This is a genomic window from Dactylosporangium vinaceum (genome assembly GCF_019904175.1).
Lineage (GTDB): Bacteria > Actinomycetota > Actinomycetes > Mycobacteriales > Micromonosporaceae > Dactylosporangium > Dactylosporangium vinaceum.
Genome location: NZ_CP061913.1, coordinates 1,644,388 through 1,663,372, shown reverse-complemented (window position 1 = coordinate 1,663,372; position 18,985 = coordinate 1,644,388). Strand labels below are relative to the sequence as shown.

Below are 18,985 nucleotides of genomic sequence, written 5' to 3'. Positions count from 1 at the left end.
GCTCACCCTTGCTCGGCCGGGCCCTGCATGTCGGGGGCGACCTCGCGCAGCTGGTCGAGGCCGATGCTGCCCAGGCGGAGCGCGCGCGGGGTCGGGCCCGTCACATCGACGATCGTGCTCGTGACGTTGTCGAGCTCGGCCGGCGTGCTCAGGTAGACGCTCACCGAGTAGCCGAGCTGGTCGCGGGCCTCCTCCGCGGTCTGCGGCAGCGCCTGACCGACCTTGTTGGCCGAAGCGACGGCCATCGGCCCGGTCTCGCGCAGCACCTCCAGCGCGATCGGGTGCAGCGGCATGCGGACCGCGACAGTGCCGTCGGTGCTGCCCAGGTCCCACTGCAGGCTCGGGGCATGCTCGACCACGATGGTCAGCGCGCCCGGCCAGAACGCGTCGACCAGGTCGCGCGCGCTCTGGGGCAGCCCGAACACCAGCCCGTCGAGCGTGTGCCGCGAGCCGACGAGCACCGGCACCGGCGTCGTGCGGCCCTTGGCGTTGTTGAGCGCGGTGACGGACCAGGACTTGAACGCGTCCGCGCCGATGCCGTAGACGGTGTCGGTCGGCATGACGATGAGGTCGCCGCGCCCCACCGCCTCGATGGCGGCGGCGATCCCGCGCTCGCGCTCGGCGAGGACGCTGCAGTCGTAGAGCATCACGAGGAGCTAGTTTGCCACCCGCCGCGCGGTCGCGAACCGCGGGCGTCCCGCCAGGTCGCGGCGGTCCTCGATCCCGTCGAAGTCGCCTGTGGCCCGGAGCAGGGCGGGCAGCGTCTCGCCGTGGGTGTCGTCGTGCTCGATGCCGAGCCGCCCGCCCGGGCGCAGCAGGCGCGCGGCGGTCCTCGCGACGGCCGGCATCAGGGCGAGGCCGTCGGGGCCGGCGAACACCGCCTCGCGCGGGTCGTGCTCGGCCACCTCCACGTCGACGGGTGCGGCCTCGGGGACGTACGGGGGGTTGCACAGGACCAGGTCGGCGGTGCCGTTGAGCTCTGCGAGTACACCCGGATCGGCTATGTCGCCCTTCACGACCCGGACCTGCGGGGCCAGCGCGGCCACGTTGCGCCGCAGCCAGACCAAGGCCGCCTCGGACCGCTCGACGGCGGCGACCGTCGCGTCCGCGCGCCGTGCGGCGATGGTCACGGCGATGGCGCCCGAGCCGCTGCACAGGTCGACGACTGTCGTCGCCGGCTGCTGCAGGGCCCACTCGACCAGGAGCTCGGTCTCGAAGCGCGGGATGAAGACCCCAGGGCCCACCGCCAGGTCCAGGCCGTAGAACGGCGCTGTCCCCATCAGATGCTGCAGCGGTACTCGCAGCGCTCGCTTTTGCACCAGATCGTGAAAAATGCCCAGCTGCTCCCGGGTGAGGCTTTTGCCGACGAGGCGGGACCGGGGCACGCCGAGGACGTGCGCGGCGAGCAGCTCGGCATCGACCCGCGGCGAGGCCACGCCCGCCGACGCCAGCTCGCCGGTCGCCGCGGTGAGGGACGTGGAAAGCGTGGGCAGTTCGCGTTCCGGCGTGACATCTTCGAGTCGGTGCACCTCATAATCATGGGGCGCGCTGGAAGGGGGGCGAAGGCCGGTGGGCGACCACTCGTCGGCGCTGATACGCGCCCGGCGGCTGATCTTCGACGACCGCCTCGACGAGGCGCTGACACTCGTGGAGCGCGTCCTCGCGGGCAGCCAGGCGTCGGTCTCGCCGGCCGAGCGGGTCGAGGCGCTCAAGCTGCGGCTCATCACGCTCATCAACCTGGGGCGGCCGGAGGAGTACGCGGCGGCGCTCGACGCGGGCCTGGGAGCGGCGCGGGTGCTGCAGGACCCGGGGCAGTACGGCGAGCTGCAGGCGCTCGCCGCGATCGTCGCGCTGCGGGCGGGCTCCCTCGACCGCTGCGTGCGCGCCCTCGTGCACGGCTCCCGCGCGCTGAACGCGGTCGAGCTGCTGAGCGAGACGACCGCGTGGGGCTGGCACAACCTGGCGATGGCGTACTCGTACACGGGCTTCCACGGCCACGCCCTCAGCGCGGTGGAGCGCGCGCGGGAGGTCGCGGTGCAGGTCGGCGTGCCCACGGCCGGCACCGACTTCGCCGCGCCGCAGATCCGCCTGCGCCTGGCCGTCGACCTCGACCATCGCGGCGACAGCGAGGGCTGCCTGCGCATCCTGCGCGACATCGGCGCCGACCTGGTGCGCCGCGTCGCCGACGACGAGGTGGGCCGCCTGCGCCCGATCGCCCGCGGCGCGATGGGGTATGCCCTGGTCCGCCTGGGCACCCTGGGCGGCGCCCCGCTTGACGTCGACCCGTGGCCGCTGCTGGAGTCGGCCGGCCCGTCGCGCCGCGCCGCCGACTTCCGCACCCTGGGCCTGGCCTGCCAGGCGATCGCCGAGCGCCGCCCGATCGAGGCCGTGGCCCGCCTGGAGACGGCCCGGGTCAGCGACGACTCGCTGGGCCCGGCCGAGCTGCCCCGCCTGCGCGCCCTGGCCCACCTGGGCGCGGCCGACTACCGCTCGGCGTACCACGCCGACCGCCTCGCCTACCGCGCCGCCAACACCCAGCTCGACCTGCTCCGCGACCTCTTCGTCGACGGTGTGGCCGCGCTGCTTGACCACGAGGACCTGGTCCGCAAGGTCGACTTCCACCGCGGCGAGGCCCAGACGGACCCGCTGACCGGCCTGCCGAACCGCCGGTACCTCGAGGAGCACATCACGAAGCTCGTCGCGGCCGGCAACCACGCCGCGATCGGCGTCTGCGACCTCGACGGCTTCAAGGAGGTCAACACGATCCACGGCCACCTGTCGGGCGACCTGGTCCTCCAGCGCGTGGCCGGCGTCCTGAACCGCGTCATGCGCAAGGGCGACTTCGTGGCCCGCTACGGCGGCGACGAGTTCGTGGTCGTCCTCCCGACAACCGCCCCCGGCGAGGCCCGCGAAATCTCCCGCCGCATCGAGGCCGCCGTCGCCGGCGAGGACTGGCAGTCCCTGGTACCCGGCACACCGGTCGGCGTCACCATCGGCTGGGCCGGCCTGTCGGGCGAGGACTTCCAAACCGTGGCCGAAGCCTTCGAGGCCGCCGACCACGCCATGCTGAGGGCCAAAACCCCCCGCCCCCGCGCAGCGTCCTGACCTCACACCCGCCCGTCCCCGCCCTGCTGTGCCCTTCGCCGCCCACCGCCCGACGCCTACACCCAAGCCGAGCAGCCACTTTGCCGCCGCGCAGGGCCGCGCGCAGCCGTGGCGTTCGCGACCATTCACGACCATCTACGGCCTGCTCACGGCCACCGCGTCGAGGGCCGAAGAAGCAGTCGAGGGCCATGGAAGCATCCGTCCGACCCGAACAACGCCGAGACCGCCCCTGAGGCCGAGGCCAAGGCGACCCGGGCCGAAACGATCACCGCCGACGACACCGACAGCCGCGACCACGCTTAGACCGGCCGAGCGCGGAGGATACGCTTCCTGCAAAACTCGCCGCCGCATGCCGCCGGCTAGGTCTAAAACTGCCGGACGTTGTTGCCAGAGGCTGGGTCGCGTTCGGGACGATGGCGTGATCACCGGCAGGTGATCAATGGGATCCTGTGGAAGCTGCGCACCGGCTCGCCGTGGCGCGATGTGCCGGAACGGTATGGGCCGTGGAAAACCTGTCATGAGCGGCTGCGGCGGTGGACCGCTGACGGCACCTGGTAGCGGATCCTGACCGCGGTCCAGGTCCATGACGACGGCCAGCCGGTGGATTGGGTGGTCAGTGTCGACTCGTTACAGGAGCCGGTCATCGCGCCGGCCCGGCGGTGAGTGCACAGATCGGTGAGGCGATCGGCCGGTCCCGGGGCGGGCTGAGCACCAAGCCTCACCTGACCGTCGACGGCCACGGCCGGCCGCTGTCGATCCTGCTCACCCCAGGTCAGGCCGGCGACAACCCGCAACTGCCAGCGCTGCTGGACCACATCGCGATCAACCCGACCGAGCCTGGTGCGCCGCGCAAGCGACCGGACCTGCCGATCGCGGACAAGGGCTACGCCCACGACTCGACACGCCGCGCGCTATGGCAGCGGTCGCCCGCCGCGCCGCCAAGGGCAGCAACGGTGGGCGCCCACCGACCTCTAGGCCTTCGACCGCGTCGCGTACAAGCGGCGTAACGTCGCGGACCGCTGCTTCAACCGGTTCAAGCAATGGCGTGACCTAGCCACCCGCTACGCCAAACGCGCCGCCATCTACCAAGCAAGCCGGCTGCCCATCGCCGCGATCATGTGGCTTTCATGATCGGCAGCACAGACCCTAGCCAGCGACCGTACGTCTCCCGCCGAACAACAACCATGTTCACCAGCAGGAAGCCGCGTTCCAGCCCATCCTTGCCAAGATCGAACCACTGGTCGACATCGATCGGCACTCAACCCGGTGGCGATGGACCGGCTGGCGACGACCCGACCCCGAGACGACCCGAGACGAGACGAGCCGGGAGTAGCGGCACAACAAGACGGACGAACCGCAACGGCCGAATACGAGCCTGGAGTCGGCCGGCCGCCCCGTTTTATCCCTGACCTAGCTTACCACGGCCATTCAAATCTGACGATCTTATGTCACGCCTTGATGATGGTACGACTACCGCGCGTCAACAGCTCCGGCGCCAGGATGATCCGGGCGTTCTCCTCGCGAATGCGGGCGCGCTCCTGGTCGGCGCAGACCGCCGCCCAGGCGTTCGCCTTCGCCGTCGGGACGCGGTCGGCGCCCAGCACCGAACGGCCCACCTTGTAGATCAGCTCGGCGGCGGTGCTCACCACGGCGCGGGGGGCGGCGGAGATGTCCACGGCGGACGACGTCGACGGCATGGCGGTCCTGCCTTTCCCGGAGACGAGTGTGGTGGCGATCACGCTGGGTGCAATCTCGCTCGCGCGAAACGCTACCGGAACCCAGCGTGCCCCTGCACCATTTCCGGGATGTGACATCGGCGTTAGACCTCCGTCACCCTCGGCTGAGCTGGTCCTCGCCGGCGAGGCGGGCCTTGCGGTCGGCGTCGGCCAGGGCGTCCAGGACGCTGTCCAGCTCACCGCCAAGAGCAATGTCGAGGTTGTACGCCGTGTAACCGATGCGGTGGTCCGAAATGCGGTTCTGCGGATAGTTGTACGTCCGGATGCGCTCGGACCGGTCGACCGTACGGACCTGGGAGCGGCGCGCGTCTCCGGCGGCCGCCGCTGCCTGCTCCTCGGCCAGGGCGACGAGCTTCGCGTGCAGCATCCGCATCGCGCGGTCCTTGTTCTGCAGCTGCGAGCGCTCGTTCTGGCAGGAGACCACGATGCCGGTGGGCAGGTGGGTGATCCGCACCGCGGAGTCGGTCGTGTTGACGCTCTGGCCGCCCGGGCCGGAGGAGCGGAACACGTCGATGCGCAGGTCGTTCTGGTCGATCTCGACGTCGCCGGCCTCCTCGACCTCGGGGGTGACGAGCACGCCGGCCGCGGAGGTGTGGATGCGGCCCTGCGACTCGGTGGCCGGCACGCGCTGGACGCGGTGCACGCCGCCCTCCCACTTGAGCCGGGACCAGACGCCGTTGCCGCCGTCGGGGATGCCGCGAGTCTTGATGGCGATCGCGACGTCCTTGTAGCCGCCCAGGTCCGACTCCTGCGAGTCGAGGATCTCGGTGGCCCAGCCGTGCCGCTCGGCGTAGCGCTGGTACATCCGCAGCAGGTCACCCGCGAACAGCGCCGACTCCTCGCCGCCCTCGCCCGCTTTGACCTCCAGGATCACGTCCTTGGCGTCGTTGGGGTCGCGGGGTGCGAGCAGCTCGGCGAGCCGCCCCTCCAGCACCGGGATGCGCTCCTCGAGCTCGTCGGCCTCGGCCGCGAAGGCGGCGTCCTCGGCGGCCAGCTCGCGCGCCACCGACAGGTCCGCGCGGACCTGGTCGAGCTCGCCGGACGTCTTCGCGATCGGCGACAGCTCGGCGAAGCGGCGGCCGGTCTTGCGGGCCAGGGCCTGGTCAGCGTGGATGCTGGGGTCGGCGAGCATCTGCTCGACCTCGTTGTACTCCGCCAACAGCGTGGCGAGCCGGTTGTCGGCGGTCATGTCCCCTCCTGGTTGCGAAAGCTCCTGCAAAAGTCCCGGCACACGAAATCGGCGCCCGCCCGCAGCCTCCCGGAGGAGGCGCGGAGCGGGCGCCGGAAGCGCAGCTACTTGCCGGACTCGGCCTTCTTGGCCGCGGCCTTCGCGTACTTCTGCTGGAACTTCGCGACCCGGCCCGCGGTGTCGAGCACGCGCTGCTTGCCCGTGTAGAACGGGTGGCAGACGGAGCACGTCTCCACGTGGATCTGACCGCCCTTGGCGGTGCTGCGGGTGGTGAAGGAGTTGCCGCAGGAGCAGGTGACCTCGGTGGTCGCGTACTGCGGGTGAATGTCCGGCTTCATGGCCGTTGGTCCTTTCCCTCGTCGGTCGCCGGGTCGTCGCGTGGACGTGAACCGGAACCTGTCTGGCCGTCGGTCAAGTCTGCCATGAGCGTGCCCTGGTGACCCAACCGGCCTGCATAACGCCGACTAAACCGACTGCATTCCCGAGCGCGGCTCGCTTACGCTGATCGGCGCTATGAGCCTCCACATCGACGAACTCTGCGACCCGAAGCTGCTGGCCGACATGGTCACCGGCGGGTACATCCGCACCCAGACCCACCCCTCGCTGCCGCTGCTGATCCACAACTACACGGAGAAGACGCAGTACGAGGGCGTGTGGAACGCGGCGACACTCGCGTGCCGCGGGCTCGTCGTGTCCGCCGAGGGGCGGGTGCTGGCCCGGCCGTTCGCGAAGTTCTTCAACCACGGCCAGCCGGGCGCCCCCGACCTGGACCTCGACGGGCCGGTCACGGTCACCGACAAGGCCGACGGCTCGCTCGGGATCCTCTTCCCGACGCCTGACGGCTGGGCGGTGGCGACCCGCGGCTCCTTCGACTCCGACCAGGCGCGCCACGCGACGAAGGTGTTCCGCTCGCGGTACGCCCATCGCTTCGAGCCGCCGGCCGGGCTGACCCCGCTCTTCGAGATCATCTATCCCGAGAACCGGATCGTCCTGGACTACGGCGACCTGGACGATCTCGTGCTGCTCGGCGCGGTGGACATCGCGACCGGCCGCAGTCACGGGCCGTCCGCGGTGCCGGGCTGGCCGGGGCCCGTGGTGGAGACGTTCGCGTACGCCACGTTGGCCGAGGCCCTGGCCGCGCCGCCGCGGGACAACCGCGAGGGCCTGGTGGTGCACTTCACAGCGTCGGACGCGCGGCTGAAGATCAAGTACAGCGAGTACGTCCGCCTGCACCGCATCGTCACCGGCCTCAACGCCCGCGTGGTGTGGGAGGCGCTGCTCGCCGGCCGGCTCGACGAGCTGCTGGAGCCGCTGCCCGACGAGTTCCACGCCTGGGCGACAGGCATCGCGGCCCAGCTCGGGGCCGAGGTCGAGGGGCTGGCCGCGGCGGTCGAGCGCGAGTACGCCGGCGTCGTCGCCGCCCTGCCCGCCGGCTGGACGCGCAAGGACTTCGCGCTGGCCGTCGCCGGGAGCCCGCGGCGCGGGTGCCTGTTCCTGCGCCTCGACGACAAGGACTACACCCCGCTGCTCTGGCAGCAGGTACGCCCCGCGGTGAGCACACCGCGCGACGACGAGGAGGCCGCGTGACGGCGACCCTGACGATCACCCGTGGCCTGCCCGCGTCGGGCAAGACCACCTGGGCCAAGGAGCAGCCGCACCTGACCCGGGTCAACCGCGACGACCTGCGCCGCATGATGCACGGCGGCCGGGTCGCCGACGAGCAGCAGCGCGGCCGGGCCGAGCGCGAGGTGACGGTGGCCCACCACGCCGCGGTCGAGGCGCTGCTGCGCGCGGGCGCGTCGGTGGTCTGCGACGACACCAACCTGCGCAGCCGCGTCGTGCGCGAGTTCGCCGAGATCGCCGCCCGCTGCGGCGCCCACTTCACCGTGCGCGACTTCACCGACGTGCCGGTGGAGGAGTGCATCCGCCGCGACGCCCAGCGCACGGGCGACGGGCACGTCGGCGAGGAGGCGATCCGCTCGATGCACCAGCGGTACCTCGCCGGCCGCGCCCTGCCCCTCCCCCTGCCGGTGATCGAGGAGACCACCGGCGTCAACTACGAGCCGCCGCCGGACGCGCCGCGCACCGTCCTTGTCGACATCGACGGCACCGTGGCCCTCTTCAACGGCCGCAGCCCCTACGACATGTCCCGGGTCGGCGAGGACCGCCCCAACGAGCCGGTGATCGCCGCCGTCCGGGCCATGCACGCGGCCGGCCACGAGATCGTGTTCTGCTCCGGGCGCAGCGACGACTCCCGTGAGGCCACCGAGGCCTGGCTGGCCGAGCACGTCGGGGTGCCGTACCGCGCGCTGTTCATGCGCCAGTTCGGCGACGTGCGCCGCGACTCGGTCGTGAAGGCCGAGATCTTCGAGAAGGAGATCCGCAGCCGGTACCACGTCATCGGCGTCTTCGACGACCGCCAGCAGGTCGTGCGCATGTGGCGGGCGCTCGGCCTGACGGTGTTCCAGGTGGCCGAGGGCGACTTTTAAGACGGTCCTGCACAATTTCTCAGCGATCTCCCAGGCGCTCGGGGACAACGTCACAGTGCCGCTGAACGGTCTTCCCGGTAGGTGTTCGATTCCGGCCGCCGCGCCCGCCGCGCGGCCGGGGGCGACTTCTTGTTGCCGGGCTCTAAGCTTTTTGGCACAACCGCTGGTGGCAACGTGCATCAATTGCTGTGGAAGGCCCGTTCGTGCACAATCCTCGGGCCCTGACGCCCACCGCGGGCGCGCGGGCCGGCGCCGCGGATGATAGACATAGGTGACGCCCAGTGAAGGCAGGCCTTGTGGGGGATGGCAGCAAATCGGACACTCTGGACCGTCTTTACGCGGCATTAACCGATCTTTCGGACAATCCGCACGGTCCACGAGACTCCGCCACGATCACGTTGATTGCGGAGCGTAGTGACTCGCTCGTCGATGCGTTCCGCGATCCGTCCCGTCTGGCCGCCCTGGGTGACGGTGTCCTGGCTCACACGATCCGCCGCGTCCTGGGCGAGGTCGACGAGCCCCACGAAACCGTCGCCGGCTTCAACTCGAGCATCTGAGCCGACCCTGGACACACAGGCCCAGCCACCCGAGCCTCGCCCCACGACCGCGCCCGCACCCCACCCGCCGGCCGCGGCCCCCCGGCCGGCTCCGACCGCGCCGCGGCCTCGGCGCCCGGACCCCGGCCCGGCCCGGCCCGGTGAGACCGGGGCCGGCCGTCAGTCGCTGGTGATCGGCCCCGAGGACCTCGACGAGCTGGCCACGGGCCGCGGCGGGGAGCGGGTGCTCGACACGCTGCGGGCCGGTCAGATCACCAAGCACGTTCTGCTGGTCCGCGAGGTCGCCCACGCCGCCCGCGGCCGGGTCACCGCGGCCGTCGAGGTGCTGGCCGCCGCCGACGCCAAGGACCCGGCCGCCACCCGGGCGCTGCTCGGCCATCCGCAGATCGGCGCCTGGGCGATCCACTGCCTGACCGGCGCCGTCACCCCCGAGGACCTCGATCACCTGCACGGCATCGCCGCGGCCGCCGCCGCCCGGGCCGGCCTCGACGCGAGCTGGGCCGCCGGACTGCCCCGGCCCCGCCTCCCGATCCCGGCCCTCGGCACAGCACTTGTCGAGCGCGGGGCCGCCGTGGCGGTGTCCGTGCGCGACGGGCGCATCCGCGCGGGCGCCGTCGACGTCCCGGCCGACCCCTCCCAGGACGGGCCGGGCTGGCTGGGCCTGCGGTCGTTGGAAGCCGGCAACACCCGCCTGTACCTCGACGACCTCGACCCCTACCGCGACGTCTACGACCTCCAGCTGACCGGGCGCCTGTCCCCCGAGGACGCCGAGCACTGGCGGGCCGACACGGCGGCGGCCGGCGCCCTGCTGGCCGCCCACCACCCCTGGCACACGCTGTCGATGTCCCGCTGCCTCACCTCCGTCGTGCCGCTCTCCGCGGCCGGGCGCAGCGCCACCTCCCGCGACGCGTTCGGCGCCGCCGCCCTGGCTCGCCCGCCGGACCCCCGGCGCCTGGCCGCCGGCCTGGTCCACGAGCAGCAGCACGGCAAGCTCAACGCGCTCCTGCTGTTCCACGACATGCTGCGCCCGGACCCGCCGGCCCGCCGCTACTACGCCCCGTGGCGCACCGACCCCCGGCCCGCGGGCGCGCTCCTGCACGGCTGCTACGCCCACCTCGCCATCGCCGACTTCTGGCGCACCGAGTTCATCCGGACCGGCGACGACCTCTCGGCCGTCGAGTTCACCCGCTGGCGCGTGGCGGTCGCCGAGACCCTGGAGACGCTCGACGCCTCCGACTCCCTGAGCCCCGCCGGTCAGCGCCTGGTCGACGGCATGCGCGCCCGCCTCGACTCGTGGCTGCCCGACCACGTCCCGGCCGACGCCGACCACCGCGCCCGGCAGACCCTGGCCGCCCACCGCACCCAGTACGCGCGGCCGTAAGCCACCCGAGCCGGCCCGGGGGCGAAGCCTCAGGTCGCCGGCAGCTCCACATCGAACTCCAGGCGCCGCCCGCCGAAGGCCGTCAGCGTCGCCGGGTGCGTGTCGCCCAGGCGGCGGCGCAGGGCCTCGGCCGCCGCGGCGACCGTGCCGCGGTCGTCGCCGTTGGGGTGGGCCGCCCGCACGTCCAGGGCGTGGTTGAACGAGGCGACGAGCAGCGCCGGATGCGCCGCCCCGAACGCCTGGGCCACCCGCACCGTGTCGCGGGAGGCGATGACGGCGCCGGCGCTCTGCCCGGCCATGGCCAGGTCGGAGGCGTAGCCGATGGCGCAGGCCACCGCGAACGGATGCTCCGCCCCGACGGAGTGGGCCAGGCCCACCAGGGCGTGGCGGTCCAGCTCCGCGGCCGCCGACGCGTCGCCCTCGGCGCGCAGGGCGGCGGCCAGGGCGGCCTGGGCCGCGTGCGTGAACGGGTGGCGCTCGCCCAGGATCGTCGTGAAGCCGTCCGCCGCCTGCTGGGCCGCCGCCCGGGCCAGGGCGAACTCGCCGCAGGCGCGGATGCAGTTGGCGTAGGTGAGCACGGCGGAGAGGGAGTCGGCGCTGTGGTCGCCGTACTTCTCCAGCCACAGCGCCATGGTCGCCTCGGCCTCCTTGCGGGCCCGCGGGTAGGCGCCCGCGCGGCGCAGGGCCATGGCCAGGTACCGCATCCCCGTCAGCACGCCCGGATGGTCCTCACCGAACGCGTCGGCGTAGCCGGGCAGCGCGCCGGTGAGGATCTCGATGGCCACCTCGTGCTCGCCGAGCCCGAAGCGGTTGTGGGCGAGCGAGATCAGCGACCACAGCGTCTCCGGGTGCGGGTTGGGCAGGACCCGGCGGCGGTGCATGAGCGTCTGCTCGTCGATGACCCGGGCCTGCTTGAAGTCGCCGAGCAGGCGCATGTCGACGGCCAGGTTGTTGGCGCAGCGCAGGGTCCGCGGATACGCCTCGCCGAAGAGGCGGCGGTAGCGGTCCAGGTTGTCCAGGTCGACGTTGCGGGCGGCCACGAACTCGCCGCGCAGGCGCAGGTCCGCCCCGACGCTGTTGGCGGTCATGAGCGTGGACTCGTCGTCGTCGCCGAAGACGCGCCGGAGACTGGCGAGGGTCTGCTGGTTGAGCTTGGCCGCCTCGCCCGCGTCGCCGCCCGCGCGCATGGCGTTGGCCAGGTGATACGCGGCGGCGAGGGTGTCCTCGTGCTCCTCGCCGAGGCTGAGCCGCCAGCGGTCGAAGGCGTGCTGGGCGACGGTCCGGCTGCTGTCGTGGTCGCCGCGCACGAACAGGAAGCGGACGTAGTGCAGCATCAGCTGGCGGGACTCGTCGGTCGCGCCGGCCAGCAGGTCCGAGTACAGCAGGTGGGCGCTGAGCTCCTCGTAGCGCGACCACGAGGCCGGGTCGTCGGGGATGGCCGGGTCGGCGGCGGTGAGGACGTCGTGGGCGGCCTGCTGATAGATGGGGTACTCCTTCACCCCCAACCGCTCCAGGAGCAGCAGCTGGCCGAGGCGGTGCACCTGGACCGACTGCAGCGCCGGATCGACCTGGGCCAGCCCGAACTGCGCGAGCTCCCGCAGCGCCGTGCGCAGGGCCTTCTCGACGCGCACCAGGGAGCCCAGCGGGGCCGGCAGCCCGGCGCCGCGGCTCTCCCACAGCACGTTCCAGGAGACCGGCTCACCGGCCAGGAACGCACAGACGTCGAGGAGCCGGGCCGCGCCGGGGTTGCGCTCGGCCAGCTCGGCGTAGGCGAGGTTCCAGGTCACCACGATGGGGCTGGGGTACTCCGGCCGGTCCGCCGTGCCGCCCATGCCCCGGCGCAGCTCGTCGTAGCGCTCCAGGTATTCCGCGGCCGTCCAGCCGGTCGCGTTCTGGGTGGCCGCGGCCTGCTCCATCGCCATCGGCACGTCGCCGAGGCGGGCGGCCAGGGTGTGGGCCTGCGAGCCGCGGACGGCGGGCGTGCGCCGGGTCAGCAGCAGCACGCTCTCGGCCCGCGTGAACGCGCCGATCTCGATGGTGTGGCCCATGTCGGCCCACCGCGGGTTGCGGGAGGTGACGAGCACGTGGCCGGTGCCGCGGGGCAGGTAGGGGCCCAGATCCTCGGGCCGGCTCGCGTTGTCGAAGATCAGGAGCCAGCGTCGGTACGGCGAGCCCCGCTCCAAAGTCTCGCGAAGCGCCTGGAGCGTGCGGTTGAGGTCGCCGCTCTCCCGCAGCTTCAGCGCCCGGGCCAGCCCGGCCAGGGCCACCCGCATCGGCGCGACCTGCTCGGCCGGCACCCACCAGACGAGGTCGTACTCCCCCGCGTACCGGTGCATGAACTCCAGCGCGAGCTGCGTCTTGCCGGTGCCGCCGAGGGAGTGCTTGGCGTCGGGGAGCAGCGTGACGATGCCCGAGTCCAGCTTCCGCCCGATCTCGTCGAGCACGGTGTCGCGCCCGATGAATCCGGAGTTGCGCGGCGGCACGGCGTTGCGCACCTGTTGTGGCGTTCTCACCTGCACGTGTCGCTCCCCGGCCGCATCACCGCGGCTTGCTGCCCCGCCACCAGCTGTACCGTCCCCCTCGCGCTCGGCCCCCGGCCCGGCGAACCGTTCCGCAATATCGACCTCGGTCACACTGCCGCTACCGTCGGGCGCGCCGCCTCCGGCCAGAGGGCCAGAACCATCGGCCGCGCTTGCCGCCCCGCTCAGCGCCTCGGCCAGCTCCGCGTGCGCGCCGCCGACGGCTCGCAGCACCGGCGCGGTGGCCGCGGCGAACGCCGGGCCCAGAGGGCTCAGCGGGGCCGGGTCACCCGCGACGACCGCCTGGTCGAGGTCGGCTCCGGCGAGGTGATCGGCGACCAGACGTACCACCGCCAAGGCTTCTGCGGTTTGCAGTGACGGCAGCAGCGCCTCGCGCACCCCCGGGTGGAAGTCGAAGCCGGCCGGAGCCTCCCGCAGCAGCCCGCCCAGGAACACCTCGGCCAGGTGGTCGGGGCGCGAGTCCGGCAGGAGGGCCGCCTGCACGAGCCGCATGACCGGCAGCGTGAGCGGGGCGGCGGCGAGGAGGCCGGCCAGCCGGTACGCCGTCGGCGACACCGCGGACCGGAACGCCCGCACCCGCCGGTCGGCGCTCAGCGGCGCGAGCGGCGGCGGGGGGTCGGCGGTGGCGGGCCCGGGCGCCGGGCGGCCGGGGAGCAGGGCGGCGACGGGGATCGGGCCGTCGGCGGCACCGGCGACGAGCGCGACCCAGCGCGCGTCGAGGACCGGGATCGCGGGGCGGCCGTCGCGTGCCGTGTTGGGCCCGCTCAGCTCGACCCGCTCCAGCGGCTGGCGGGTGCGTCGCCACATGCGCGACGGCAGGAGCTGCAGGATCGCCGTCGGACCGGCCGCGCCCAGCCGCTCCAGCAGGGGGTGTAACGCGCCCTCCCAGGCCGGGCTCACGCCGTCGGTGACGATCAGCGTGAGGCGGTGGGCGGGCGGCAGGTCCAGGTCCGGGGCGAGCGGGTGCTCCGCGACGGCCGCGGCGCGCAGGTCGGCGAGGGCGGACTCCCAGACGGCCATCGACGGGCCGGGGTCGACGAGCAGCGTGAGCTCGTCGAAGCCCAGCGCGGCCAGCGGTGTCAGGTCGGCGCGGTTCATCCCCGGTCCTCGGCGTCGGGGGCCCGCCAGCGAGCCGCGGGGTCGTCGGGCCAGCGACCGGCCTCGTCCCAGAGCAGGGCCAGGTGGCGGCCGGGGTGTTCACCGCCGCCGAACGCCTCGCGACGCAGCCGGTGGACCAGGCCGGGCAGCTCGGCGACGCTGGAGACGTCGAGGATCTCGTCGAGCCGGCCGGCGGTCCGCGGGTCGAAGCCGGGCCGGCACCAGACCGCCACCGGCAGGCCCATGGTGAGGGCCACGCCGAGCTCGTCGGCGGCCAGGCCGGGCTCCTCGCTGGGCGGGAACTCCTGCATGAAGCAGATCCGCGGCTCCTCCCACAGCTGCGCGCCGAGCGCGGCGAGGTTGGGCTCGGGCCGGTCGAGGAAGAACACCGCCTTGGCGTCGCTGAGGTGGCCGTGGGCGCGCAGGCGTTTGGACTTGCGGCTCCAGTACGGCCGCAGCTCCCGCTCCACCCCCCGCTCCCACGAGCGCAGCACCACGGAGTGCCGGACGCCGAGCGGGAGCGGCTCGGCGCCCAGCGCGGGCCCCACCGGCCACTGGTCGACCGGGAGGTTGCCGAGCGTCTTGGGCAGGATGCACTCGACGAGCACGTCGTTGGCGTCGGAGGCGTGCGCGGCCAGCACGGTGGCCAGGTGCCGGTCGACCTCGGCCGGCAGGTCGGCCGCGGCGACGGCGGTCTCGGCGGCGGCGAGGGCGAGGCCGGGGTCGTCACCGGCCTGGATCTCGGCCTGCGACCAGGCGGAGACCCGGTATCCGTCGCCGGCCCAGTCGGGCTCGATGCGCAGGACCAGGATCGTGCGGGACCCGCGGGCCGCACCCGGGCTCAGCGCGGCCAGCCAGTCGGCCGGCGCGTCCGTGCGTTCGAGGTGCTCCTCCAGCCAGGCCCGCAGCTCGCCGCGCAGCCCGGCCCCGGCCTCGGCGGCCAGCGCGGCCACGAACGCGAGCAGCGCCGGTGGCTGCTCGGGCGGGCGCAGCAGCCCTTCCAGGTGGACGAGGAGCGCGGCGTCGACCCCGCCGACCGGATCACCGGGTCCGGCCGCGCCGACCGCGGCCCGATACGGCCCGGCGGCCGGCAGGTCGTTCGCCCGGGCGATCAGCGCGAGCAGGCGCCGGCGCTCCGAAGGCTGCAGCAGTGGTACTGCGACCGCCCGCAACTGCCGCCGGAAGTCCGCGGCCCCGGGGCCGAGCAGCTCGGCCAGGACGTGCAGCGCGCCGGGAACCTCCGCGCACTGGCGCAGCAGCTCCGCGGGCTCACCGGAGGAGGGCGCGGCCAGCGGCAGGCCCAGCTCGGCCTCCACCGCGGTCCGCAGGGACGGCACGTCCGGGCGCTCGCCCTCCAGGGCCGCAGCCATCGCCGACAGGACGGATCCGCCCAGCATGCTCACGGCCGCGCCTGCCCTTCATCCGCGGCGCCGGGTCCGGACCTGCGCGCAGGCCATGGCGACCCGGCAGGGGCGTCCATACTGATCTGCGTCACCGTACGCCAGAGATGCGTCACTGGAAACCCGCTGGCGCTTTCGCCAGGCGCGAAAAGTCCGCAAAAGTCAGACACGTACCCCGATTGGCCGTAGTGGACAAGACGCCCGATACTGCTGGTGTGGCGGACTTCCCGATCCGCGTGCTGCCCGACTTCCAGGGCGGTGCGGTCCTCGCCGTGCAGGGCGAGGTCGACGTGGCCACCGCGCCCGCGTTGCGCGAGGCCATTGTCCGGGCCGTCGACGGCCGCCCGGCCCGGGTGGTGATCGACCTGGGCGCGGTGTCCTTCCTGGACTCCAGCGCACTCGGAGTGCTGATCAGCGGCTACAAGTACGCGCTGGGCGCCGGGGTGCGGGTGCTGCTGGCCAAGCCCGGCCCGGGCGTGTACCGGCTGCTGCGCACGAGCGGCATGGTGGAGATCTTCGAGATCCTCGAGCCGCCGGACGTCGACGCCTGATCCGGGGCCGCTAGCGCAGCGACTCCGGTTTGTGCACGGCTTCGCGGCCGGTCTTGTCGCTCTTCACGAGGTACTGCGGCTCGTCCTTCGACGCGGCGACCGTGCGGCCGGCGGCCTCGGTGCGCCGGGTCAGCTTGCGTTCGACAGTGCCCTGCACCGTGACGCCGTGCGAGCGCCACCGGACCTTGTTGCCGCGCCGGAAGTTCTTCATGACCTCCGGTTACCCAGCCGCGGCCGGGAGACACGGGCCCGGCCGGTCGCCGCGGGGCCTGACGGCAGACGCCCCCGGAGCACGCGGCTCCGGGGGCGTCCAGGTGGTGCGGGGTGCTTACTCGCCCGGCGTGGTCTGGGCGATCTGCATGAGGAACTCGACGTTGGTCCGGGTCTTCTTGAGCCGGTCCAGCAGGAGGTTGAGCGCCTCCTGCGAGTCGAGGGCGTGCAGCACCTTGCGCAGCTTGATGACGATCGCGAGCTCGTCGGGCGCGAGGAGGATCTCTTCCTTGCGCGTGCTTGACGGGTCGATGTCGATCGCCGGGAAGATGCGCCGGTCGGCGATCTTCCGGTCGAGCTTGAGCTCGGCGTTGCCGGTGCCCTTGAACTCCTCGAAGATGACCGTGTCGCCGGTGGAGCCGGTCTCGACGAGCGCCGTGGCGATGATGGTCAGCGAGCCGCCGTTCTCGATGTTGCGGGCCGCGCCGAGGAAGCGCTTCGGCGGGTACAGCGCCGTCGAGTCGATACCGCCGGACAGGATGCGGCCGGAGGCGGGCGACGCGTTGTTGTAGGCGCGGCCGAGCCGGGTGATCGAGTCGAGCAGCACGACCACGTCGTGACCGAGCTCGACCAGGCGCTTGGCCCGCTCGATCGACAGCTCCGCGACGGTCGTGTGGTCCGTCGGCGGCCGGTCGAAGGTCGAGGCGATGACCTCGCCCTTCACCGAGCGCTGCATGTCGGTGACCTCTTCGGGCCGCTCGTCGACGAGCACGACCATGAGGTGGCACTCGGGGTTGTTGCGGGTGATCGCGTTGGCGATCGCCTGCAGCACCATGGTCTTGCCGGCCTTCGGGGGCGACACGACGAGCGCGCGCTGGCCCTTGCCGATCGGCATCACCAGGTCGATGACGCGCGTGGTCAGGATGTGCGGCTCGGTCTCCAGGCGGAGGCGGTCCTGCGGGTACAGCGGCGTCAGCTTGTAGAACTCGGGGCGGCGCTTGGCCTCCTCCGGGTCCATGCCGTTGACGGTGTCCAGCCGGACCAGCGGGTTGTACTTGTCCCGCCGCTGCTCGCCGTCGCGCGGCTGGCGCACGGCCCCGGTGACCGCGTCACCGCGGCGCAGGCCGTAGCGCTTGACCTGCGACATGGCGACGTAGACGTCGTTCGAGCCGGACAGGTAGCCGGTGGTGCGCACGAACGCGTAGTTGTCGAGCACGTCGAGGATGCCGGCCACGGGCACGAGGACGTCGTCCTCGTTGACCTGCGGCTCGCTGCCCCGGCTGGCCCCGGCCGGCGCCTCGACGCCGTCGCGGTCGCGGCCCCGGCGGCGGTCGCGGAACCGGCTGCGCCGTCCGCGCCGACCCGTGCCGTCGTCGTCCTCGTCGTCGGCGAACCCGCCGCCGCCGCGCTGGTTGCGGTCGCCGCGGTCGGTCCGGTCGGCCCGGTCGTTGCGGTCGGCCCGCTCGGTGCGCTCGCCGCGGTCGCCCCGGTCGTTGCGCTCGGAGCGCTCGCCGCGCTCCGTCCGCTCGCCGCGCTCGGCCCGTTCCGGGCGCTCGGTGCGCTCGGCCCGCTCGGTGCGCTCGCCGCGCTCGGCCCGCTCCGGCCGCTCGGCCCGCTCGGTCCGGTCGCTGCGCTCGGTCCGCTCCGTCCGGGCGCCGCCTTCGGAGCGCTCGGCCCGCTCGCCGCGCTCCGCGCGGTCGGTGGTGGCGCGCTCCGTGCGCTCGGCCCGTTCGGTGCGCTCGCCGCGCTCGCGGCGGGGGCGCTCGGCCCGCTCGGCGACCGGCTCCGCCACCGCGGTCTCGGCCTGGGCGGCCGGCTCGGCGGCGGGTGCGGCGGTCTCCTCGCGCGCGGCCCGCGGCTCCGGCGGACCGGCGGCGCGGGTGGCCCGACGAGGGGAGCGGACGGGCGCCTCGGTGACCTCGGTCGCCGACGGCCACTCGGCCTCCGGGGCCTCGGCGGCGCGGGTCTCGGTGCTGCGGGCGCGGCTGGTGCGGGTCGCGGGCGCCGCCGCGGTGGCCTTCGGCTCGGCCGCGGGGCGCGCGTCACCCGCCTGCCGCTCCTGGATCGCGGTCACGAGCTCGCCCTTGCGCATGCGGGCGGTTCCGGAGATGCCCAACGAGGCGGCCAGGCTCTGCAGCTCGGGAAGCAGCATGCCGGCCAGCCCCGTGCCCGAGCGCCGCCGACGCGTCGCGCCGGCCTCGGCGCCGTCGGCCTCGACCGCGGTGCGATCGGTTGAGACATCCGACGTGACGTCGGTGGTGTCGCTCAATGGATTCCTTCCCTCGTTAGGTCCGGAGCCGGCCCGCGTTCGACAGTCGGTGGCCGGGCGGCCCACGGCTACTTCCGCCTCGTCGTACGACGCGGAAGGTTGTGCTTCCCCGGTCCTGCCTGTGATTCGGGGGTCGTGCGCCCCGGAAGCCGGGGGTTGTGCGTCTCACTTCACATCGACGGTGCGAAGCGAGGGAGGTGTGCAGCGCCGGGCCGGTGGGCCTCGACGCCACAATTTGCGTCTCGGGCCCAGCCGTGCGCGCGCGACCACAGGAAACGCGGGTTGGCGGCCGGGCGTGCGCAAGGGGTGCCACGGAATTCGGAGCACGCCGACCCGCATGAGATCGCCGCACAGAGCGGCTGCTTAAGACTAGAGAGTAATCAACTCCGCCAGCCAGCGGCAACAGGGCCCCGCTCGGCGTGTTCCAGCGTACCTCATGCCGGCATCCCCAAGGCACCTA

The 18,985-nt window shown here is 73.3% G+C and carries 16 protein-coding genes and 1 pseudogene; 7 read left to right on the top strand and 10 right to left on the bottom strand.

Annotated elements, in window-relative coordinates:
• Window positions 1-2 precede the first annotated feature (2 nt).
• Both Dvina_RS07260 and prmC read right to left on the bottom strand, forming a co-directional pair.
• Entirely contained in the window at window positions 3-647 is a 645-nt protein-coding gene (locus Dvina_RS07260) for an L-threonylcarbamoyladenylate synthase (protein ID WP_223105378.1), read from the bottom strand.
• A 9-nt stretch (window positions 648-656) separates the two neighbouring features.
• Window positions 657-1,529, bottom strand: a complete 873-nt coding sequence (gene prmC / locus Dvina_RS07255) for a peptide chain release factor N(5)-glutamine methyltransferase (protein ID WP_223101573.1) — start codon at window positions 1,527-1,529, stop codon at window positions 657-659.
• Between the two features lie 40 nt (window positions 1,530-1,569).
• Here prmC and Dvina_RS07250 point away from each other — a divergent pair, with 40 nt between their 5' ends.
• Together Dvina_RS07250 and Dvina_RS07245 are read left to right on the top strand one after the other, a co-directional pair.
• Window positions 1,570-3,105: a GGDEF domain-containing protein gene (locus tag Dvina_RS07250; RefSeq protein ID WP_223101572.1), complete on the top strand. Its 1,536-nt coding sequence runs from the start codon at window positions 1,570-1,572 to the stop codon at window positions 3,103-3,105.
• Between the two features lie 381 nt (window positions 3,106-3,486).
• Window positions 3,487-4,236: pseudogene (locus Dvina_RS07245) on the top strand (IS5 family transposase).
• Here the strand turns inward: Dvina_RS07245 and Dvina_RS07240 are convergent.
• From Dvina_RS07240 to rpmE, 4 genes are all read right to left on the bottom strand, one after another.
• The gene (locus tag Dvina_RS07240; RefSeq protein WP_223106267.1) at window positions 4,220-4,363 is read right to left on the bottom strand and encodes a hypothetical protein; all 144 of its coding nucleotides are present in this window, start codon (window positions 4,361-4,363) and stop codon (window positions 4,220-4,222) included. The pseudogene Dvina_RS07245 and the gene Dvina_RS07240 sit on opposite strands and share 17 nt — an antisense overlap.
• A 190-nt stretch (window positions 4,364-4,553) precedes the next feature.
• Complete coding sequence (locus Dvina_RS07235) at window positions 4,554-4,844, bottom strand: hypothetical protein (protein ID WP_223101571.1); 291 nt, start codon at window positions 4,842-4,844, stop codon at window positions 4,554-4,556.
• 91 nt (window positions 4,845-4,935) lie between these two features.
• Entirely contained in the window at window positions 4,936-6,030 is a 1,095-nt protein-coding gene (prfA, locus tag Dvina_RS07230) for a peptide chain release factor 1 (RefSeq protein WP_223101570.1), read from the bottom strand.
• A 104-nt stretch (window positions 6,031-6,134) separates the two neighbouring features.
• The gene (rpmE, locus tag Dvina_RS07225) at window positions 6,135-6,368 is read right to left on the bottom strand and encodes a 50S ribosomal protein L31 (protein ID WP_223101569.1); all 234 of its coding nucleotides are present in this window, start codon (window positions 6,366-6,368) and stop codon (window positions 6,135-6,137) included.
• Between the two features lie 175 nt (window positions 6,369-6,543).
• Between rpmE and Dvina_RS07220 the strand changes: the two genes are divergently transcribed.
• The 4 genes from Dvina_RS07220 (at window position 6,544) to Dvina_RS07205 (ending at window position 10,457) form a co-directional block, all read left to right on the top strand.
• A complete protein-coding gene (locus tag Dvina_RS07220; RefSeq protein WP_223101568.1) occupies window positions 6,544-7,617 on the top strand; it encodes an RNA ligase in 1,074 nt (357 codons plus the stop codon).
• A complete protein-coding gene (locus tag Dvina_RS07215; protein WP_223101567.1) occupies window positions 7,614-8,519 on the top strand; it encodes a phosphatase domain-containing protein in 906 nt (301 codons plus the stop codon). Before Dvina_RS07220 ends, Dvina_RS07215 begins: the two co-directional genes overlap by 4 nt.
• Before the next feature lie 281 nt (window positions 8,520-8,800).
• On the top strand, window positions 8,801-9,076 hold the full coding sequence (gene fxsA, locus Dvina_RS07210; RefSeq protein ID WP_223101566.1) for an FxSxx-COOH cyclophane-containing RiPP peptide: 276 nt from the start codon (window positions 8,801-8,803) through the stop codon (window positions 9,074-9,076).
• Window positions 9,077-9,245: 169 nt separating this feature from the next.
• Window positions 9,246-10,457 carry an aKG-HExxH-type peptide beta-hydroxylase gene (locus Dvina_RS07205; RefSeq protein WP_223101565.1) on the top strand — a complete coding sequence of 404 codons (1,212 nt, stop codon included), beginning with the start codon at window positions 9,246-9,248 and terminating at the stop codon, window positions 10,455-10,457.
• A gap of 29 nt (window positions 10,458-10,486) precedes the next feature.
• Here the strand turns inward: Dvina_RS07205 and fxsT are convergent, their stop codons facing one another.
• Together fxsT and Dvina_RS07195 are read right to left on the bottom strand one after the other, a co-directional pair.
• Window positions 10,487-14,095, bottom strand: a complete 3,609-nt coding sequence (gene fxsT / locus Dvina_RS07200) for an FxSxx-COOH system tetratricopeptide repeat protein (RefSeq protein WP_223101564.1) — start codon at window positions 14,093-14,095, stop codon at window positions 10,487-10,489.
• Entirely contained in the window at window positions 14,092-15,492 is a 1,401-nt protein-coding gene (locus tag Dvina_RS07195; protein WP_246656503.1) for a VMAP-C domain-containing protein, read from the bottom strand. Before Dvina_RS07195 ends, fxsT begins: the two co-directional genes overlap by 4 nt.
• Before the next feature lie 218 nt (window positions 15,493-15,710).
• Between Dvina_RS07195 and Dvina_RS07190 the strand changes: the two genes are divergently transcribed.
• Window positions 15,711-16,046: an STAS domain-containing protein gene (locus Dvina_RS07190; RefSeq protein WP_246656083.1), complete on the top strand. Its 336-nt coding sequence runs from the start codon at window positions 15,711-15,713 to the stop codon at window positions 16,044-16,046.
• Window positions 16,047-16,056: 10 nt separating this feature from the next.
• On the opposite strand, the gene Dvina_RS07185 is transcribed toward Dvina_RS07190, so the two are convergent.
• Together Dvina_RS07185 and rho are read right to left on the bottom strand one after the other, a co-directional pair.
• Complete coding sequence (locus tag Dvina_RS07185; RefSeq protein ID WP_223101561.1) at window positions 16,057-16,257, bottom strand: hypervirulence associated TUDOR domain-containing protein; 201 nt, start codon at window positions 16,255-16,257, stop codon at window positions 16,057-16,059.
• Window positions 16,258-16,374: 117 nt separating this feature from the next.
• Window positions 16,375-18,525 carry a transcription termination factor Rho gene (gene rho, locus Dvina_RS07180; protein ID WP_223101560.1) on the bottom strand — a complete coding sequence of 717 codons (2,151 nt, stop codon included), beginning with the start codon at window positions 18,523-18,525 and terminating at the stop codon, window positions 16,375-16,377.
• Between the last annotated feature and the right edge of the window lie 460 nt (window positions 18,526-18,985).